Origin of the sequence: Rhodococcus sp. B50, from assembly GCF_013602415.1 — a bacterium.
GTDB lineage: Bacteria > Actinomycetota > Actinomycetes > Mycobacteriales > Mycobacteriaceae > Rhodococcus.
Map to the genome: position 1 here is coordinate 1,560,408 of NZ_WPAG02000002.1, position 18,110 is coordinate 1,578,517.

Annotated in this window: 16 protein-coding genes and 2 tRNA genes; 10 read left to right on the plus strand and 8 right to left on the minus strand. The window is 69.0% G+C overall.

Translation table 11 applies throughout. The annotated features are described in order from the left end of the window. Nucleotides 1–31: 31 nt before the first annotated feature. Nucleotides 32–107, plus strand: a tRNA-Gly gene (locus tag GON09_RS07520). A 20-nt stretch (nt 108–127) separates the two neighbouring features. Continuing rightward, nucleotides 128–199 (plus strand) — tRNA-Val (locus tag GON09_RS07525). 105 nt (nt 200–304) lie between these two features. Here GON09_RS07525 and GON09_RS07530 read toward each other — a convergent pair. Next, entirely contained in the window at nt 305–802 is a 498-nt protein-coding gene (locus tag GON09_RS07530; protein ID WP_213931261.1) for a 2-isopropylmalate synthase, read from the minus strand. A gap of 377 nt (nt 803–1,179) precedes the next feature. Between GON09_RS07530 and GON09_RS07535 the strand changes: the two genes are divergently transcribed. Continuing rightward, on the plus strand, nt 1,180–1,731 hold the full coding sequence (locus tag GON09_RS07535) for a GNAT family N-acetyltransferase (RefSeq protein WP_213931262.1): 552 nt from the start codon (nt 1,180–1,182) through the stop codon (nt 1,729–1,731). 44 nt (nt 1,732–1,775) lie between these two features. Here the strand turns inward: GON09_RS07535 and zapE are convergent, their stop codons facing one another. Beyond that, nucleotides 1,776–2,789 (minus strand): cell division protein ZapE, encoded by a 1,014-nt coding sequence (gene zapE, locus GON09_RS07540; RefSeq protein WP_213931263.1) that lies wholly within the window; start codon nt 2,787–2,789, stop codon nt 1,776–1,778. A 164-nt stretch (nt 2,790–2,953) separates the two neighbouring features. Between zapE and GON09_RS07545 the strand changes: the two genes are divergently transcribed. The 3 genes from GON09_RS07545 (at nt 2,954) to msrB (ending at nt 6,335) form a co-directional block, all read left to right on the plus strand. Further along, entirely contained in the window at nt 2,954–4,513 is a 1,560-nt protein-coding gene (locus tag GON09_RS07545) for an alpha/beta fold hydrolase (RefSeq protein WP_244865433.1), read from the plus strand. 100 nt (nt 4,514–4,613) lie between these two features. Continuing rightward, nucleotides 4,614–5,849 (plus strand): glycosyltransferase family 87 protein, encoded by a 1,236-nt coding sequence (locus tag GON09_RS07550; RefSeq protein ID WP_213931264.1) that lies wholly within the window; start codon nt 4,614–4,616, stop codon nt 5,847–5,849. 57 nt (nt 5,850–5,906) lie between these two features. Next, on the plus strand, nt 5,907–6,335 hold the full coding sequence (gene msrB, locus GON09_RS07555) for a peptide-methionine (R)-S-oxide reductase MsrB (RefSeq protein WP_213931265.1): 429 nt from the start codon (nt 5,907–5,909) through the stop codon (nt 6,333–6,335). On the opposite strand, the gene GON09_RS07560 is transcribed toward msrB, so the two are convergent. Continuing rightward, nucleotides 6,298–7,023 (minus strand): HAD family hydrolase, encoded by a 726-nt coding sequence (locus GON09_RS07560; protein ID WP_213931266.1) that lies wholly within the window; start codon nt 7,021–7,023, stop codon nt 6,298–6,300. The two genes, msrB and GON09_RS07560, sit on opposite strands and share 38 nt — an antisense overlap. A gap of 103 nt (nt 7,024–7,126) precedes the next feature. Between GON09_RS07560 and GON09_RS07565 the strand changes: the two genes are divergently transcribed. Continuing rightward, nucleotides 7,127–8,095, plus strand: coding sequence for an L-lactate dehydrogenase (locus GON09_RS07565; protein ID WP_213931267.1), 969 nt, complete (start codon nt 7,127–7,129; stop codon nt 8,093–8,095). Nucleotides 8,096–8,114: 19 nt separating this feature from the next. On the opposite strand, the gene GON09_RS07570 is transcribed toward GON09_RS07565, so the two are convergent. The 4 genes from GON09_RS07570 to hemE are packed head-to-tail and all read right to left on the minus strand — an operon-like array spanning nt 8,115 to nt 13,609. Further along, nucleotides 8,115–10,400, minus strand: coding sequence for a molybdopterin-dependent oxidoreductase (locus GON09_RS07570; protein WP_213934337.1), 2,286 nt, complete (start codon nt 10,398–10,400; stop codon nt 8,115–8,117). A gap of 55 nt (nt 10,401–10,455) precedes the next feature. Further along, nucleotides 10,456–11,151 carry a hydrogen peroxide-dependent heme synthase gene (gene hemQ / locus GON09_RS07575; protein WP_213931268.1) on the minus strand — a complete coding sequence of 232 codons (696 nt, stop codon included), beginning with the start codon at nt 11,149–11,151 and terminating at the stop codon, nt 10,456–10,458. A 5-nt stretch (nt 11,152–11,156) separates the two neighbouring features. Continuing rightward, nucleotides 11,157–12,515 carry a protoporphyrinogen oxidase gene (locus GON09_RS07580; RefSeq protein WP_213931269.1) on the minus strand — a complete coding sequence of 453 codons (1,359 nt, stop codon included), beginning with the start codon at nt 12,513–12,515 and terminating at the stop codon, nt 11,157–11,159. Continuing rightward, nucleotides 12,512–13,609: a uroporphyrinogen decarboxylase gene (gene hemE / locus GON09_RS07585; RefSeq protein ID WP_213931270.1), complete on the minus strand. Its 1,098-nt coding sequence runs from the start codon at nt 13,607–13,609 to the stop codon at nt 12,512–12,514. The genes GON09_RS07580 and hemE overlap by 4 nt, the downstream gene beginning before the upstream one ends. A gap of 170 nt (nt 13,610–13,779) precedes the next feature. Here hemE and GON09_RS07590 point away from each other — a divergent pair, with 170 nt between their 5' ends. The 3 genes from GON09_RS07590 to GON09_RS07600 all read left to right on the plus strand — a co-directional run bounded on the left by GON09_RS07590 (nt 13,780) and on the right by GON09_RS07600 (nt 17,165). Continuing rightward, the gene (locus tag GON09_RS07590) at nt 13,780–14,355 is read left to right on the plus strand and encodes a DUF3000 domain-containing protein (protein ID WP_213931271.1); all 576 of its coding nucleotides are present in this window, start codon (nt 13,780–13,782) and stop codon (nt 14,353–14,355) included. A 50-nt stretch (nt 14,356–14,405) separates the two neighbouring features. Further along, on the plus strand, nt 14,406–15,818 hold the full coding sequence (locus GON09_RS07595; protein ID WP_213931272.1) for a WS/DGAT/MGAT family O-acyltransferase: 1,413 nt from the start codon (nt 14,406–14,408) through the stop codon (nt 15,816–15,818). Between the two features lie 93 nt (nt 15,819–15,911). After that, nucleotides 15,912–17,165 (plus strand): HRDC domain-containing protein, encoded by a 1,254-nt coding sequence (locus GON09_RS07600; RefSeq protein ID WP_213931273.1) that lies wholly within the window; start codon nt 15,912–15,914, stop codon nt 17,163–17,165. A 15-nt stretch (nt 17,166–17,180) separates the two neighbouring features. Here the strand turns inward: GON09_RS07600 and GON09_RS07605 are convergent, their stop codons facing one another. Continuing rightward, nucleotides 17,181–17,981, minus strand: a complete 801-nt coding sequence (locus tag GON09_RS07605) for an oxygenase MpaB family protein (protein WP_213931274.1) — start codon at nt 17,979–17,981, stop codon at nt 17,181–17,183. Nucleotides 17,982–18,110: the final 129 nt, after the last annotated feature.

The window sequence follows — 18,110 nt, forward strand, 5'->3', positions numbered from 1 at the left end:
TCGGATCGGTTCACCGAAAGAACGTGCACTTGCGGATGTAGCGCAGCTGGTAGCGCATCACCTTGCCAAGGTGAGGGTCGCGGGTTCGAATCCCGTCATCCGCTCCACTCCGGCGATTACCGTGCCGGCGCGATTAGCTCAGCGGGAGAGCGCTTCCCTGACACGGAAGAGGTCACTGGTTCAATCCCAGTATCGCGCACCGAAGATGAAGGCCCCCTTCGAATTTCGAAGGGGGCCTTCATTCGTTCGTTCCAGGATCCGTGCGATCCGGTGCGGAGGCACTCCCCGCACCGGACCGGACGCGTCATGCGCCGAGCTTGTTGATCCCCGCGATCATCGCCCGCAGCGACGACTCGATGCCGGTCTCGCCCGTGCCCATCACCCATGCCGTGTGCTCGCCGGAACGGCACAGCAGGAAAGTCGCAGACATCTCACCGAGGTCGTGCCGATGGAACGACAGGATCTCGATGTTCAGCCCGAGGTCGTACAGCATCGCGGTCATCGCGGCCATCGGTCCGCAGGTCGTGGCGGATGCGGTGTGGATCGTGTCGCCGATCGCGATGGTCGCCTCGAATGCGCTGCGACCCGCCCCCAGGGCGGTTGCCGACCAGCCACCGAGCCGGACGGGGCCGGGACGGCCGCCGTAGGCGGATTCGAACTCCGCCCAGGTCATGCCGGCGGCTTCCTCGCGCAATCCCCGAGGAAGTGCACGCCCGTATCGGGCGAGGAACGGATCGGTGGCGCCCGCAGCGCCGAAGGGGAACATCGGAGCAGAACCGGAGAAAGAGGTGAAGGCGTTCATCGTTCGTAGTGGTCTTCCACGAGGAGGGAGGACCGACGCGTAGCTCAACGACCCGCAGCGAGGGGTCGGTCCGAATCAGACCCCGCTACGGCGGTGAACTACGAGTACGCGCTTCATAGCCGCGACGGTACAACGCACCGACATTTCGTGCAAGTCGCACGCACGAACCCGTGTGACGCAACCGTGACCGCGGTGGCTGGAACCTGAGGGATCCCTCATGTAGCGTGGATGTTGCCATCCCCCCGATGGTGTCGAACCCCAGCCATGACCCCCCATCCAAGGCTGGGGTTCAGCCATTTTCGGACCTTTTCACCGCATCGCATCGGTACTCGGGGGCGTGTGCCGAATCGTGTCGTCCGAGTGCTTCACTGGTGTGCATGTCCATGCCACCACTCGAAGAAGCGGTCTCCGTCGACGAGGCGGGCATCTGGGATGCCGAAGCGATCGCCCAGGTCGCCGCGGCCACCTTCCCTCTCGCCTGCCCTCCGGACGCCGCCGAGGACGACATCGCCGAGTTCATCGAGCGAACCCTCAGTGCCGAGAAGTTCGCCGAGTACCTGTCGTCGCCCGAACGCATCGTCCTCGAGGCGCGTGCGGGCGGCGAGATCGTCGGTTATCTGATGGCAGTGGACGCCGCACCCGAGGATCCCGAGATCGACGCCGTGATCACGGCGCGGCCGGCGATCGAGATCAGCAAGCTGTACGTGATGCCGGGTCATCACGGTGCCGGAGTGTCCGTGGCGCTCATGGAAGCGATCGTTGCGCGGGCTCGCACGCTCGGTCGGGCCGGACTGTGGCTCGGAGTCAATCAGGAGAACACGCGCGCCCGTCGCTTCTACGAGAAGCAGGGATTCGTGGCGGTCGGCACGCGCACGTTCGTGGTGGGCGCACAGACACACGACGATTTCGTCATGCAGCGCACCCTGTGATCGGGTGAGGGGACCCGGCGGGCATGTGCGCGCCGGATTCCCGATCAGCCTGCGGCGACCTCGAAGCGGGACAATGCCAGCAGGCGGGACGTCGCGCGCAGGTACTTCTTGCGGTAGCCACCGGCGAGCATCTCAGGCGTGAAGATCTCGTCGAGCTTGGCTCCGGAAACCGTCACCGGGATGCTCGCGTCGTACATCCGGTCGGCGAGGACCACCAGGCGCAGAGCCACCGACTGGTCCTTCGCGGGGTGGACGCCCTCGAGGAAGACTGCGGGCACACCCTCGACGAGCTTGCCGTAGCGGGACGGATGCAGGGTGCTCAGATGCGCGCACAGCTCGTCGAAGTCGTCGAGCGTGGCACCCGGGATCGCGTCGGCGCGCTCCACGAGCTCGGCCGACTCGACCGGGTCGGGCGCGGGCGGCAGGTCGCGGTGACGGTAATCGGGGCCGTCGACGCGGATCGTCTCGAAGATGGACGAGAGCTTCTTGATCTCGCGGAGAAAGTCCTGGGCCGCGAACCGGCCCTCGCCGAGCTGGCCGGGCAGCGTGTTCGAGGTTGCGACGATCGAGACGCCACGAGCCGACAATTCGGTCAGCAGACGGGAGACGAGCATGGTGTCGCCCGGATCGTCGAGTTCGAACTCGTCGATGCACAGCACGCTGTGGTTCGACAGTTCTTCGACGGCCTTGTTGAACCCGAGAGCACCGACGACGTGGGTGAGCTCGACGAAGGTGCCGAAAGCCTTGGGCGCGGGTGCGCTGTGGAAGATCGAGGCGAGCAGGTGGGTCTTGCCCACACCGAAGCCGCCGTCGAGATAGAGACCGGCACCCTGCGGCTGGGAGCGGCGGCCGAACAGCCCCCGTTTGCCGCCACGGATCTTCCCGATCCTGCCGACGAATTCCGCCGCAGTCTTCACCGCGGCCGCCTGGCTCGGTTCGTTGGGATCGGGGATGTACGACTCGAAGCTCACCTCGTCGAACATCGCGGGGGGCACCATCTGCGCCACCAACTGGTCTGCAGGCACCACCGGATTGCGATCGACGAGACGTTCGTGCATCAGCCCAGGGTACGACCGCATCATGCTCGAATCCTCACCCGAATCCGGAATGCGACCTACTTCACACGGCGTTCACCCCGCTGTCACGCTGCGGGAGGACACTTCCGTCGGCCCGCCCACCACCGGCTGCACGCCGTCGTCACCGAACCTGGCAGGCTGTGCGCATGCGCAGATCGGGAGTGATCGCCGCGATGTGGATCACGGTTGCCGCGGTGTCGACCGCGTGCGGAGCAGGACCGTCGATACGTCCCGACGTCGCCGTCGTGCGAGACGATCCCGGCGTCGCCGGGGACCGGCCCCAGCAGGACGAGACGACGGTGCCCGAGCTTCCGGTGCCGTCGACCGAACCCGCCTGGCGGGATTGCACGGGCGAGACGCTGTCCGCCTTCGACGCACCCCCGGGTCCTGCAGGTCTCGTCCTCGAGTGCGCGGAGGTCGTCGCACCGATCGATGTGGCCGGCACCGTGACGGGCACCTTCCCCTTGGCCGTCATGCGCGCGCGGCTGGCGGACACTCCCCCCGACGCGGCTCCCCTGGTTCTCACGACCGGTGCCGATACGGCGTCGACACGCGCACTCACCGGCATGGCGACCGGCCCCATGTCCGGTGCACTGGCGATGCGCCCGATCGTCGCGGTGGATCGTCGCGGAATCGGCAGCTCGCTCGCGATCGACTGCATCTTTCCTGCGGATCGCCGCGGTCTCGGCGACCTCGGCCAATTCGGCCGCACCGGTGATGCACCCGAGCGCGTCGCCGAGCTCGGCCGTCAGGCGACCGTCTCGTGCACCGACTACCTGCAGCCCCAGCAACTGATGTTCGGCGCCTCGCACGCCGCCGACGACATCGAGCGTCTCCGCCAGGCGTGGGGGGTGGACCGGATCGGTCTGCTCGGAGTGGGGAACGGTGCGACCGTCGCACTCGCCTACGCTGCCGCGTATCCCGGCGCGGTCGGCCGTCTCGTCCTCGACTCCCCCGCCGCGGCCACTGCGGACGCTGAGCTCATGGCCGAGTCGCAGGCCCGCGGCGCAGAGGCCGCCGTCGACGCCTTCGCCCGGCAGTGCGCCGCCCTGGACTGCGCTCTGGGAGACGATCCCCGCGCGGCGATCGAGGAGCTGCACGAGCAGGCGACCGCGGGCGAGCTCGCGCCCGTCTCGGCCAACTCCTTGCTCACCGCGCTGACGGGAGTCCTCGGCACTCCGCGTGCCGATCTGCAGGCCCGCGTCCGCGATGTGGCGGACGTCCTCGCGGCGGCGCGGGACGGTGACGTCATGCCGCTCATCGACCTGGTGGGCGCGGCCGAGGAAGCGCTCTCGACGGACGGCCAGTTCGTCGCGCGGTGCAGCGACGGGCAGCGGTGGCCGACCCCGACCCACGCGGGCGATCTCGCGAAGAGCTGGTCGACGCTGTACCCGCTGTACGGAGCGGATCTCGCGACGGGCCTCACCGCGTGCGCGGCCTGGCCGAGCCTGCCTGCTCCGCCGCTGCCCGCGGCCCTCGACGTGCCCGTGCTCGTCTCCTCGGGCGCGGCCGACCCGATCGTCGGCAACGCCGGGGTGGAATCGGTGACCGGTGTCCTCACGGCGGGTGGCATCGCCTGGGCGTCACTGTCGTGGCAGGGCGCCGGCTATTCGGCGGTCCTGCACTCGGGATGCGTGCAGGCCCGGGTGGAGAGCTACCTCTCCGACGGGGAACTCCCACCCAACGGGAGCCTGTGCCCCGCATGACGTCGCCGGGCGGGTGTCCCCCGGCCCGGGGCATGCGCGGGGCGCCGTGCACACCAGGGCGTGTGCACAGGCCGGCATCTGCGCGGGGTACCGTGCCGTAGTGTTCCTCAGAAGTCTCGAACCCCGTACCGCACGCACGACCGCCGAGGTGGTCAAGGCTGTGGTGTGGCCCCTCGCCGTACTGACGGTTCTGCACCGCGTCGTGATCAAAGCGGTCAACGGGTTTCGAACGGACGACTTCACCCCGGTCTACAACGCGGCGCTGGCCTTCCTCAACCGCCGGCCGGTGTACACCGCCGAGTTCCAGTGGGTCGACCCCCACTATCTCTACCCACCTTCCGGAACCCTGCTGATCGCACCGATCGCGGTGATCGACCCGGAACGCTCGCGGTGGCTGTTCATCCTGGCCAATGCGATCGCGATCCTCATCGCGCTGTACCTGCTGCTGCGCATGTTCGGTCTGCGACTCGATTCCCCGATCGCGCCGGTGCTGGTCTTCGCCGCGTTCGCGTCCGAGACCGTGACCAACACACTCGTCTTCACGAACATCAACGGTCTCGTCCTCCTCGGCGAGATAGCGTTCCTGACGCTGCTGCTCAAACGGCGCGACCTGTGGGCCGGAGCGGCGCTCGGCCTGACCTTCGCCGTCAAACCGATCCTCGCGCCCCTGCTGTTGTTGCCACTTGTCCGCGGCCAGTGGAAGGTCTTCGTCACCGCTGCCGGCGTCCCGATCGCGCTGACGATCATCGCCTGGCCCCTGTCGGTCGACGCATGGCAGTTCGTGGAGCACACCGTGCCCTATCTGCTCGAGTCCCGCGACTACTTCAACAGCGCGATCGTCGGCAACGGCATGTACTACGGGCTTCCCGGATGGCTGATCTTCGGTCTACGGGCGGTGCTCGCGGTGATGGTGGCGGTTTCGGTGTGGCTGCTCTACCGCTACTGCCGTCACGACGAGGTGTTCTTCGTATGCACCGCCGGGGGCGTGTTGCTCGCGGCGTCGTTCCTGCTCTCGTCGCTCGGTCAGATGTACTACTCGATGATGCTGTTCCCGCTGCTGATGACGGTGCTGCTGCCGAACTCCGTGATGCGGAACTGGCCTGCCTGGCTCGCCGTCTACGGTTTCCTGAGCTACGACTCGTGGCTGTCGAGCCGCTGGGTGGAGGCCGGACGGGCCGCGGAGTACATGAAGACCACTTTCGGCTGGTCGCTGTTGCTCATCGTCGTCTTCGCCGTCCTGCTCGACCGGTACCTCGCGGCGAAGCGCGAAGGACGCTTGGCGGACGGCATCGAGCCGTCGCACCTGCTCGAGGAGAAGCAACCGGCACGCACGTGATCCGTCCGTGCCGGTGCAGACGTGACGGGCGCGCCGACCGCGGTTAGCGTGGAGATCATGACGTCTGCTCCTCGATCCGAACCCGCACCCAAGGTCGTCCACAGCGACGAGGAATGGCGCGCGAAGCTCACTCCCGCCGAATTCGCCGTGCTGCGGCAGGCCGGCACCGAACGTCCCTTCGTCGGCGAGTACACCGACACCGAGACCGAGGGCGTCTACGAATGCCGCGCGTGCGGTGCCGAACTGTTCCGCAGTACCGAGAAGTTCCACTCGCACTGCGGGTGGCCGTCGTTCTTCGATCCTTCCGCCTCCGACGCCGTGATCCTGCGCGAGGACAACTCGCTGGGGATGCGGCGTGTCGAGGTGGTGTGCGCGACGTGCCACAGCCATCTCGGGCACGTCTTCGAGGGCGAGGGATACCCGACCCCCACCGACAAGCGGTACTGCATCAACTCGATCTCCCTGCGCCTGGTTCCGTCGGAGTGATCCCGGCTGCGGCCAGTGCGGTCCACAGCGCGTCGTGCCGCTCGGCGGTCGGTGACGGTTCGACGAGTTCGAACGCGCATCCGATCGACCGTGCGGCGCCGTCCGCCTTCTCGCTGTCGCCGATCATCAGCGTGCGCTGCGGGTCGACGCCCAGCGCGTCGACGGCGTAGCGGAAGATCTCCGGCTCGGGTTTGACGGCGCCCACCTCGAAGGACAACGCGAACACCGACACGAGGTCGTCGATGCCGAGCCGCGCGAAGGCGGGCCGCAGGTCGAACGCGATGTTGCTCACCACTCCCACGGCGATCCCGTCGCCGGTGAGCGCCTCGATCACGGGGACCGTGTCGGGATAGACCGTCCAGCAGTCGGGGTCGGTCACCTTCCGGTACAGCGCCTGAGCCTGTTCGGGGTCGGCGAGTCCCGACTTCCTCAGCACCGTCAGATAGGCCTCGCGGTGCCATCGGGGTTCGCGGTCGCGGTTGGTCCATGCGTGGTGCTCGTCGGCATCCATCTCGACGGGTTGGCCGGTGGGCGCGGTCAACCGCCGCATGAGTTCGGCCTGCCGGTGTACGTCGAAGGGTTCACCCGCCTCGTCGGTGACGTCGGCGAGCCAGCTCTCGTCCTCCTCGAGCCGGAACAACGTGCCGGAGAAATCGAACAGGACGGCGTCGAAAAGTGTCGTGGCCATGCAGTCGAGGCTAGAGCCCGCACCGCCCGCCGGTCGGGCAACTGCCGCGCCCCGTGCCGGCCCTGCGCTCGCGCACGTCCGTCGGGTGGGCGAGAATCTGCCCATGGCCGCAACTCGTGCGAGTGCCGGAAGCAGTACGAAACTGTCCGTCGTCGGTGCCGGCAGCGTCGGGACTGCGGTGGCCTACGCGTGTCTGTTGCGGGGGTCGGCCGACGCGATCGCATTGTTCGACACGAATCCCGCGAAGGTGCGCGCCGAGGTCCTCGATCTGAACCACGGCACCCAGTTCGCGCCGTCGTGCCGGATCGAGGGCGGCGACGACGTCGCCGTCACCGCGGGTTCGGATCTGATCGTCGTCACGGCGGGCGCCAAGCAGCATCCCGGTCAGTCGCGCCTCGAGCTCGCCGCCGCGAACGTCGCCCTGGCACGGGATCTGACGCCCCGCCTGCTGTCCGTCTCCCCCGACGCGGTGATCGTATTCGTCAGCAATCCCGTCGACATCGTGACCCGTGCCGCGATCGCGGCAACCGGCATCACGGACGGTCGGATCTTCGGATCGGGAACCGTGCTCGATTCCGGTCGGCTGCGATATCTGCTGGCGCACCGCGCCGATGTCGCGATCGAGAACGTCCACGCGTTCGTCGTCGGGGAGCACGGCGACTCGGAGGTCGCTCTGTGGTCCGGTGCGACGATCGGCGGCGTGCCGGTGGACTCCTTCACCTTCGACGGACGACCGGTCTTCGGTGCCGACACCCGCGCCGAACTCTTCGACGAGGTGGTGCGCAGCGCCTACGAGATCATCCGCGGCAAGGGCGCCACGAATCTCGCCATCGGCCTGTCGAGTGCCCGCATCGTGGAGGCGGTCCTGCGCAACCAGCGCCGGGTGCTGGCGGTCTCGACGCTGCAGACCGGCCTGCACGACTTGCAGGACGTCTGCCTGTCGCTCCCCACCATCGTCGACGCGCGCGGCGCGCACACCGTGCTCGAGGTGCCGCTGTCGTCGGAGGAGAAATCGGGGCTGGCCGCCTCCGCGGCCACCCTGCACGACGTACAGTCGTCCCTCGGCTTGTGACGGCCCCGCAGCGGAGAACTCAGCGTGGCCGGACGACAGGCGGGTCGTGGGCCCGGATGGGCGGCAGGTCGCCGTCGAACAGCTCGACGTCGACGAGCACGTGTTGCCCCGTGCATCCGTGGGACAGCGACGAGGTCCCGACGTCGGGGGTGAGCACGTTCGCATTCCCGTGCACGCACATCGATCCCGGATCGGACGGGTCCAGCGGGTCGTACCAGGCACCCGTCGCGAGCTGGACGACGCTCGGCAGCAGCCCGTCGTCCACGACGACCCCGGCGAGGCAGGACCCCCGATCGTTGAACACGCGGACGATGTCGCCGGCTTCCAGACCTCGCGCGGCGGCGTCGTCGGGATGCATCCGGATCGGTTCGCGGCCGCGGATCTTCGACGCCTGGCTCACGGAACCGTGGTCGAGTTGCCCGTGCAGGCGCGTCGCCGGCTGGTTGGCGATCAGATGCAGCGGGAACCGTTCGACCCGTGGGGAACCGAGCCATTCGTCCGGCTCGTACCAGGTGGGGTGACCGGCACAGTCGTCGTACCCGAACGAGTCGATGTCGGCGGAGAATATCTCGAGGCGTCCGCTGGGGGTCCGCAGCGGGTTCCCATCGGGATCGGACCGGAAGTCCTCGAACAGGGTGAGATCGTCCTCGGTCCGCATCCGTACCGGTCCGCCGTACCAGAAGTCCTCGAAGGGCGGTGGATCCTCCACCCGCCGGGCGTCGGCGAGGACGAAACCGCGCCACTGCTCGTAGAGGTGTTCCAGCCACTGCCGGGAAGTCCGGCCCTCGGTGAACTTCTCGCCGAATCCGAGACGGTGGGCCAGAGCGGTGAAGGTGTCGTAGTCGTCGCGGGCGTCGGCGAAGCGCGGGACGGCGGCCTGCATCGCGACGAGCAGCGGATCGTTGCGCGTGCACGTGAGGTCGTCGCGCTCGAGTGCCGTGGTCGACGGCACGACGATGTCGGCGTGCTTGGCCATCGGCGTCCAGTACGGGTCGTGGACGACGATCGTGTCCGGTCGCTGCAGGGCGCGACGGAGCCGGCCGATGTCCTGGTGGTGATGGAAGGGATTGCCGCCTGCCCAGTACACGAGCCGGATGTCCGGGAAGGTCAGGCGACGACCGTCGTAGTCGAACTGCTCCCCCGGCCGCAACAGCAGGTCGGAGATCGCGGCGACGGGGATGAAGTCCTCGACGTCGTTGTTGCCCTGGAACAGGGTGGGCAACGGATACGGGACGGGCGCGAGGCCGGGTTCGTTCATCGAACCGTAACCGTGACCGAATCCGCCGCCGGGAACGCCGAGTTGACCGAGCATCGCGGCGAGGGTCACGCCCGCCCAGGGAGCCTGCTCGCCGTGGCGGACGCGTTGCAGCGACCAGGTCACGGACACCAGGGTGCGACCGCGGGCCATGCGCCGCGCGAGGTCGACGAAGGTCTCGACGGGCAGCCCCGAGAGCGTGGCCGCCCACTCGGGGGTCTTGGGGACGCCGTCGGTGCGGCCGAGCAGATAGTGCTCGAACCGGTCGTAGCCGGTGCAGTAGCGGTCGAGGAACTCGCGGTCGATGAGGCCTTCGGTGGCCAGGACGTACGCAAGGGCGAGCATGATCGCGACATCGGTGCCCGGCCGGGGAGCGAGCCACTCGTGCTCGCCGTGCACGTCGCTGCGGATCGGGCTGAACGAGACGATCCGGCCGCCGCGGGCCCGCATCCGGTCGAGGGCGTCGCGGGTGGGGTGATCGCTCGTACCGCCGTCGTTGACGGCGGTGTTCTTGAGCGGGATGCCGCCGAAGCACACCATCAGGTCGGTCTCGCGGGCGATGACCTCCCAGGAGGTGGAGCGCGCGAACAACTTCCAGTGGGTGCCGACCACGTGCGGCATGATCACGCCGGTCGCGCCGAGCGAGTAGGAGTGCACCGAGCGGGTGTAGCCGCCGAACATCTTCAGGAAGCGGTGCACCTGGCTCTGCGCGTGGTGGAACCGGCCGGGCGCCGACCAGCCGTAGGAGCCGCCGAAGATCGCCCGGTTGCCGTGCCGGTCCTTCACGCGCTGCAGTTCGCCCGCGAGGATCTCGGTGAGCTCGTCCCACGACACGGCCACGTACTCGTCGTCGCCGCGTCGCGTGCTCGGTCCCGGTCCGTTCTCGAGCCAGCCGCGGCGAACGGCCGGTCCGGCGATGCGAGCACGGTGCCGCACCGATCCGGGGATGTTCCCCAGAATCGGTGAGGGGTCGCGGTCCCCGGCGTAGGGATGCACGGCGACGACCTCACCGTCGCGTGCCTGCGCCGAGAACATCCCCCAGTGCGCCATCTGGGAGAACAGCGGACCGTTTCCCTCGGGTGGCACCGCGCTCGTCGAGGTCACGTCAGGGCAGCGACGCGACGAGCGCATCGACCTCGACACGCGGTCCGGTGAAGAAGGGGGTCTCCTCGCGGACGTGCAGACGCGCATCGGTGGCCCGCAGGTCGCGCATGAGGTCGACGATGCGGTCGAGCTCCGGCGCTTCGAAGGCCAGGATCCACTCGTAGTCGCCGAGGGCGAAGGCCGGCACCGTGTTGGCGCGCACGTCCGGATAACCGCGGCCGGCCTTGCCGTGATCGGCGAGCATCTTGCGACGCTGCTCGTCGGGAAGCAGGTACCACTCGTAGGACCGCACGAAGGGGTACACGCAGATGTAGTTGCCCGGGTCCTCACCTGCGATGAATGCCGGGACGTGGCTCTTGTTGAACTCCGCCGGACGGTGCAGGGCGGTGTTGGACCAGACCGGGGTGCTCGCGCGACCGAGAAGCGTGGTGCGACGGAAGTCGGCGTACAGCTTCTGCAGGTCCTCGAGGTGCTCGGCGTGGGTCCAGAGCATGAAGTCGGCGTCGGCGCGGGTGCCGGCCACATCGTAGAGACCGCGCACGATCACGTCGGTGTCGTCGAATCGCGCGAAGAATGCCTTCGCGTCCTCGATCGCGGCGGTGCGGTCGTCGCCGAGAACACCGGGCCGGACCTGGAAGACCGACCACATCGCATAGCGAAGAGTGGAATTGAGCTTGTCGTAGTCGAGACGTGCCATGCCGTTCATCCTGCCATTCGTGCAGCCAGTCGTGCGGCCGCGGCCGTGCCTGACGCGACACATGCGGGTACGCCCACTCCGTGCAACATCGCGCCTGCGACCTCGAGTCCGTCGAGCCCTGCGATCTCGGCCTCGAAGGCGGCGACGATCTCGCCGTGGTGTTCGCGGTACTGCGGCAGCCCGCCGTGCCACCGCTGCACGAAGGTGTCCACCGGTTCGGCGTCGACGCCGGTGACGGTCGCGAGATCGGCACGGGCCAGTGCGATCAGCTCGGCGTCCGACGCGTCGACGAGCGCATCGTCGCCGAACCTGCCGAACGAGGCGCGGGCGAGCGCGACGGGTCGTTCCGCGAGGTGCGGCCACTTACGGCTCGACAGCGTGAACGCTTTCGCGGACAGCTCCTCCCCCGTCGCGACGAGGATCCCGGAATTCTGCGGCAGCCCGGCGTCGTGTGGGAACGCGAGCGCGACCACCACCGACGAGGCGAGCGGGATCTGCGCGGCGCACTGCGCGGCGGACCTCACGCTGTCGGCGAGCAGCCGGGCGGCGTCCGGCGCGGGCACGGCGAGTACCACGCCGTCGACCTCACCGAGCGGATCGATCGCCCACCCGTCGCCGTTCCGCTTCAATCCGGATGCCGCGGTGCCGTACAGGAATTCCGCGTCTGCCTCGCGCACGAGGGACTCGAGCAGGACACCGTAGCCCTCACGCAGCGTCCCGAAGACCGGCGCGTCCGACGGCGGGGGCAGGGCCCGGGAGACGGCGTCGCTCAGGCTCGTCGCGCCGGCATCGAGGGCGGCGGCAAGGGTCGGGACGGTGGCGCGCACACCGGCGGTGTCGGACAGCCCCGAGTACACCCCGCCGAGCAGCGGGTCGACACTGCGCCGTACCACCTGCTCGCCGAAGCGTGATCGGACGAGCTCCGCGACGGAGACGTCCGATCCCCGATCCCAATGCAGAGGAACGGTCGGTTCGGCGGCGATGCGGGCGAGAGTCTCGTCGTCGACGAGTCCTTCGACCGACTGGGCGGACGCCGGGATGCCCATCAGCGTGCCCGCGGGCAGCTGATGCAGCCGCGCGCCGGCATACAGGAGCGGTCGCGCGCTCGAAGGGTGAACGATGTGGTCGCTCAGCCCCAGTTCCTCGGCGAGTGCGAGCACCTCGGGCCGGCGTGCGATGAACGCCTCGGCTCCGACGTCGACCGGGTCGCCGGCGAGTGGGACCGTGCGGAGCTTGCCACCGAGCCGCGAGGATCGCTCGAGCACGACGATCCGTGCGGCGGCGCCGAGCGAACGACGCAGCCGATACGCGGCGACGAGGCCGCTGATTCCACCACCGACGACCGCGACCGTCGGCGGGGTCACAGCGAATGCACCAGCTCGACCACTCGGGTGATGACGTCGGGATCGGTGTCGGGCAGGACCCCGTGACCGAGGTTGAAGATGTGGCCGGTGGCGCCGGCAGCGAGCGCACGGTCGGCCTCGGCGACGATGCGGCGCACCTCGCGTTCGACGACCTCCGGCCCGGCGAACAGGATCGCGGGGTCGAGATTGCCCTGCAGGGCCTTGCCTGCCCCCACGCGCGTCGCGGCGACGTCGAGCGGAATACGCCAGTCGACGCCGACGACGTCCGCACCGGCCTCACCCATCGCACCGAGGAGTTCTCCGGTGCCGACGCCGAAGTGGATGCGCGGTACACCCGCATCGGCGACCTCGGCGAAGACGCGCTCGGAGTGCGGCAGGACGTACTCGCGGTAGTCGGCGAGCGACAGGGCACCGGCCCACGAGTCGAAAAGCTGGACGGCGTCGACACCGGCACCGATCTGGGCGCGCAGGAAGGCGATGGCGACATCGGTGAGCTTGCCGAGGAGGGCGTGCCAGGTCTTCGGGTCGGCATGCATGAGCGCCTTGGTGCGCTCGTGGTTGCGGCTCGGACCGCCCTCGACGAGATAGGACGCCAACGTGAAGGGTGCACCCGCGAATCCGATGAGCGGGGTGTCGCCGAGCTCGCGGGTCAGCAGACCGACAGCGCGGGCGACCGCTCCGACCTCCTCGGCTTCGAGGGACGGCAGCGCGGCGACGTCGGCGGGGGTGCGGACGGGGGTCGCGACGACCGGGCCCGTCCCGGCGACGATGTCGAGGTCGATACCGGCGGCCTTGAGCGGGACGACGATGTCGGAGAACAGGATGGCGGCGTCGACCTTGTGGCGCCGCACCGGCTGCATCGTGATCTCGCAGACGAGCTCGGGGTCGAAGCACGATTCGAGCATGCCGACACCGGCGCGGATCTCCCGGTACTCGGGCAGGGAGCGACCGGCCTGGCGCATGAACCAGACGGGCCGGTGGACGGGCTGCTCGCCGCGCGCGGCCGCCAGCAGGGGCGCATGCGGCAGGATCCTCCGCGCGGGGTACTCCGCGGGCACCGCAGAGCCGACGTTCGTGTTCTCCAAGCCGGTCATCGATCCTCGTTCTTCGGGCACTGCGCGTCGTCGCGCAGGGCAGCGTCTGTCGGGTCCCGGACCGACGCGTGTGGTGCGGACCCGTTGCCCCATGCTGCCACGACCGCGCCACCCACCGGAATCGGCGCGCCTCCCGCGTGCGGTGCGTCACCGGCACTAACGTCCGCTCGGTGACCACCTCGCCCGCCGAGCCGGCCCGCTTCCGTTCCGCAGTCGATGCGATGAACGCGGCTACCGTGCGCCCGGAGATCGAGGTCGGGCCGATCCGACCACCGCAACGACTCGCTCCCTACAGCTATGCACTGGGCGCCGAGGTCCTCCACGACGAGACCGACCGGGTGCCCGAGCAGTCCGAGGGCGACGCGTTCGGCCGCCTCATCCTGCTCTACGACCCCGACGGCGACGAGGCCTGGCACGGGACCACCCGGCTCGTCTCGTACATCCAGGCCGACGTCGACGAAAGCCTGGCAGCCGACTCGTTGCTGCCGGAGGTCGCGTGGAGTTGGCTCGTCGACGCACTCGCCGCGCACGGCGAACCGCTCACGGCCCTGGGCGGGACGGTGACCTCGACGACCTCCGTCAGGTTCGGCGACATCGCGGGCCCGGGCCGCGCACACCAACTGGAACTGCGCGCCTCGTGGACTCCGCAGTCGGACATGCTGGCCCCGCACGTCGAGGCGTTCTGCGACGTCCTCGCCTATGCCGCCGGCCTGCCTCCTGCGGGGGTCGCACGACTGCAGCGGTGAGAATCGGCGCAATCCGGCCCGAGTTCTAGAACCTGTTCTACCCTGGTTCCATGCAGCGTCTCAGCGGGCTCGACGCGGGTTTCCTCTATCTCGAGACCCCCAGTCAGCTCCTCCACATCTGCGGGCTGATCGTGCTGGATCCATCCACCGTGCCGGGCCGCCACGACTACCCGAGCCTCCGCAACGAACTCGAGGCACGACTCGCCGCCGTACCCCAATTTCGGATGAAACTGGCCGACAGCAAGTTCAACCTCGACCATCCGGTCTGGGTCGACGACCACGATTTCGACCTCGACCGGCACGTCCACCACGTCGGCGTGCCCGCACCGGGAAGCCGGGTCGAACTCGCCGAACTGTGCGGCCACATCGCCTCGCAGCCCCTGGATCGCTCCCGACCCCTGTGGGAGATGTGGTTCGTCGACGGTCTCGACGACGGCCGGATCGCCGTCATCGCGAAGATGCACCACGCCGGCGTCGACGGAGTGTCGGGTGCGGCCCTCATCGCGCAGTTGTGCAGCCTCGACCCGGCCGACCCGCGCCCGGAACCGGTGCCGTGGGGCGCGGGCGACGCGAACGACCTCGCCATCGCCGTCGCCGGGGCCCTCAACGTCGCCCGGCGGCCCCTCCACCTGCTGCGGATCCTGCCGGCGGCCGTGACGTCGGTGGCCTCATGGATCGCCCGCGCACGACGCGGCGACGCCATGCCCGCGCCGTTCACTGCGCCGCGCACACCGTTCAACTCCACCATTACCGGACACCGCAACGTCGCCTTCGCCGAACTGAACCTCGACGACGTGAAGCTCGTGAAGAACGTCTTCGAGGTCACCGTCAACGACGTGGTGATGGCCGTGTGCGCCGGTGCGCTGCGCCGGTATCTGGAGCGGCGCGGGGAGCTTCCCGATTCCCCGCTCATCGGGATGATCCCGGTCTCGGTCCACGGCAGGTCGGATCGGGCGGGACGTAACCAGGTCTCGGCGATGTTCGCCGACCTCCACACCCACATCGCGGATCCGGCCGAGCGACTGCGTGCCCTCGCGGAAGCGAATGCGGTGTCCAAGGACCACAATGCCGACCTCGGCGCGAACCTGCTGCAGGACTGGTCGCAGTTCCTCGGCGCGGCGGTGTTCGCGCCCGCGATGCGCGCCTACGCCGGGCTCCGCCTCGCCGACCGGCATCCGGTGATCCACAACCTCGTGATCTCCAACGTGCCCGGACCACCCGTCCCGCTGTACTTCCTGGGTGCGCGCATGACGGCCATGCACCCCTTCGGCCCGATCTTCCACGGCGCGGCTCTCAACGTGACGGTGCTCTCCCTCGACAGCAGGCTCGACATCGGTCTGATCTCGTGTCCCGATCTCGTTCCCGACCTGTGGGAGCTCGTCGACGACTTCTCCCCCTCCCTCGACGACTTGATCCTCGCGGCCGGCGCGGAGAGCGACGAGGCCGTGTCGCAGGAGGGGTGAGGCGGTGCCCGGGCGAGCCCGCGGTCCCGCCGATCGCGCGCGTAGGAGAAGAACGGAATTGCGCACGGGAAGGACACGGCTAGAGTCACGCCCATGCCGGCACAGAACGACGAGGACGAGCAGAACAGCACGAGCGTGACGACGGTGCCGCTCCTCGAACCCCGCGACGGCGTCCCGGAGGTCGTCACCACGGCGCGCGGGGTCGCCGATGCGGCAGCGATGCTCGCGCAGGGCCACGGCCCGCTGGCCGTCGACGCCGAGCGCGCGTCAGGCTACCGCTACTCCGCGCGTGCCTATCTCGTACAGCTGCGCCGCGAAGGCGCCGGCACGGTGCTGCTCGATCCCATTCCGACGCGGGACGACCTCGGACCTCTGGCCGAGGTGATCAACGACCTCGAGTGGGTTCTGCACTCCGCCGACCAGGACCTCCCCGGCCTCGCCGAACTCGGTCTCCGGCCGGCCACGTTGTACGACACCGAACTCGCCGGTCGCCTCGCCGGTTTTCCTCGCGTCGGTCTCGCCGCGATCGTGGCCGAGACCCTGGGCCTGGAACTGCGCAAGGGCCACGGCGCTGCGGACTGGTCGACTCGGCCGCTGCCGGAGTCGTGGCTCAACTACGCCGCGCTCGACGTCGAACCGCTGGTCGAGCTCCGTGAGGCGATGGCGCGTGAACTCGAGCGGCAGAACAAGACCGAGTGGGCCGCCCAGGAATTCGAGCACATCCGCCTCGCCGGACCTCCGGCCCCGAAGCCCGATCGGTGGCGACGTACATCGAAGATCCACGCGATCAAGGACCGGCGTCGCCTCGCGATCGTCCGCGAACTGTGGACCACGCGCGACGAGATCGCTGCCCGACGCGACATCGCCCCCGGGCGGATCCTGCCCGACTCCGCGATCATCGCTGCCGCGGAGGCGAACCCCACCACCGTCGAACAGCTGCAGGCACTTCCGGTCTTCGGTGGTCCACGCCAGCGTCGTTCCTCGCGTGCCTGGCTGAACGCGATCGAGCGGGCCCGTGCGCTGCCCGAGGACCGGCTGCCACCCCTCACGCCGCCGCTGACCGGGCCTCCCCCGGCCGGCCGCTGGTCGCGCCACCACCCCGAGGAGGCCGAGCGTCTCGCCGCAGCGCGCGGCGAACTCGCCGCCCTGAGCGAGGAAGTCGCCGTTCCCGTCGAGAATCTGGTGAGTCCGGAACTCGTGCGGCGCCTGTGCTGGGACTGGGACGTCGCGGCCGCGGACGACGTCGAGGAGTACATCGACGGTCGTTTCACCGAGGGTGGGGCACGGCCGTGGCAACGCGCGTTGACCGTACCGCGACTGGCGAAGGCACTCACTGCGGAGAACTGATCTCCGCAGCTCCTCCTATGCTGCGGCGTGCGCGGGCGCGGCGGAGAACCGCCGTCGCGCGTCGCGCAGGACGAGCTTCATCGGTAGGTGCCGCGCCGCCGCGGGCAGTGCCCGATAGGCGGGCGCCGCGATCCGCATCAGGCGGTCGAACCATCGCTGGTGAGTGTCGGTCCACGTGAAGCCGTAGGCCTCACGGATACGGCGGTCGAGCATCCCCAGGGTGAAGAACCGGTTGAGCGCCATCGCCGGACGGGCGACGATCGGCAGGTCGCCGCCGGAGAGTAGCGCGCGAGCATAGGAACGGACGGTGTCGTCGATCTCCAGATCGTCGACGACGCTGTGCCAGTAGGCATCGAACGCGTCGAGATCGGCGGGCCACATGTCCTCCGGCACCTGCAGCGACGTGCCGTAGACCGCGAATTCGCGGTACAGCCGCTCGGCCTCGGCGCGGTCGAGGCGGCCGAAGAACCGTTCGTACACGTCCCGGCCGCCGTGGAACATCACCGCGGCGATCCACACCTGCAGCTTCGGATCGAAGGCGTTGTATCCGTCGGCCCGGACCGGCGCGTGGGCACGGTTGACGAAGCGTACGACCCTGCGGCGTTCCTCGTCGTCACCGAACGCCACCAGGAAGATGTACGCGCTCGTGTTCCGGAATCGCGTGACGGGATCGACGAGGGCCTTGCTGTGTTCCACTACACCGTGCCCTATCGGGGGCAGCGCGATCTCCATGAGAAACCGCCGGGGTGAGGTCAGCAGGAACGCCGCCTCACCCACCACGCCTCGTACCGTCGCGTCCGGTCGTCGCCGAGTCATGGAGGAAGACTGTATTCCCTGATCACACCATGTCAAGCGACAACCCTCACAGATAGGAGCGCCGCAGGCAGGCATGCAGAACGCGGAGAATTCTTCCTAACTTGGAGGCGCCGCCCAGAAGTCCGCACC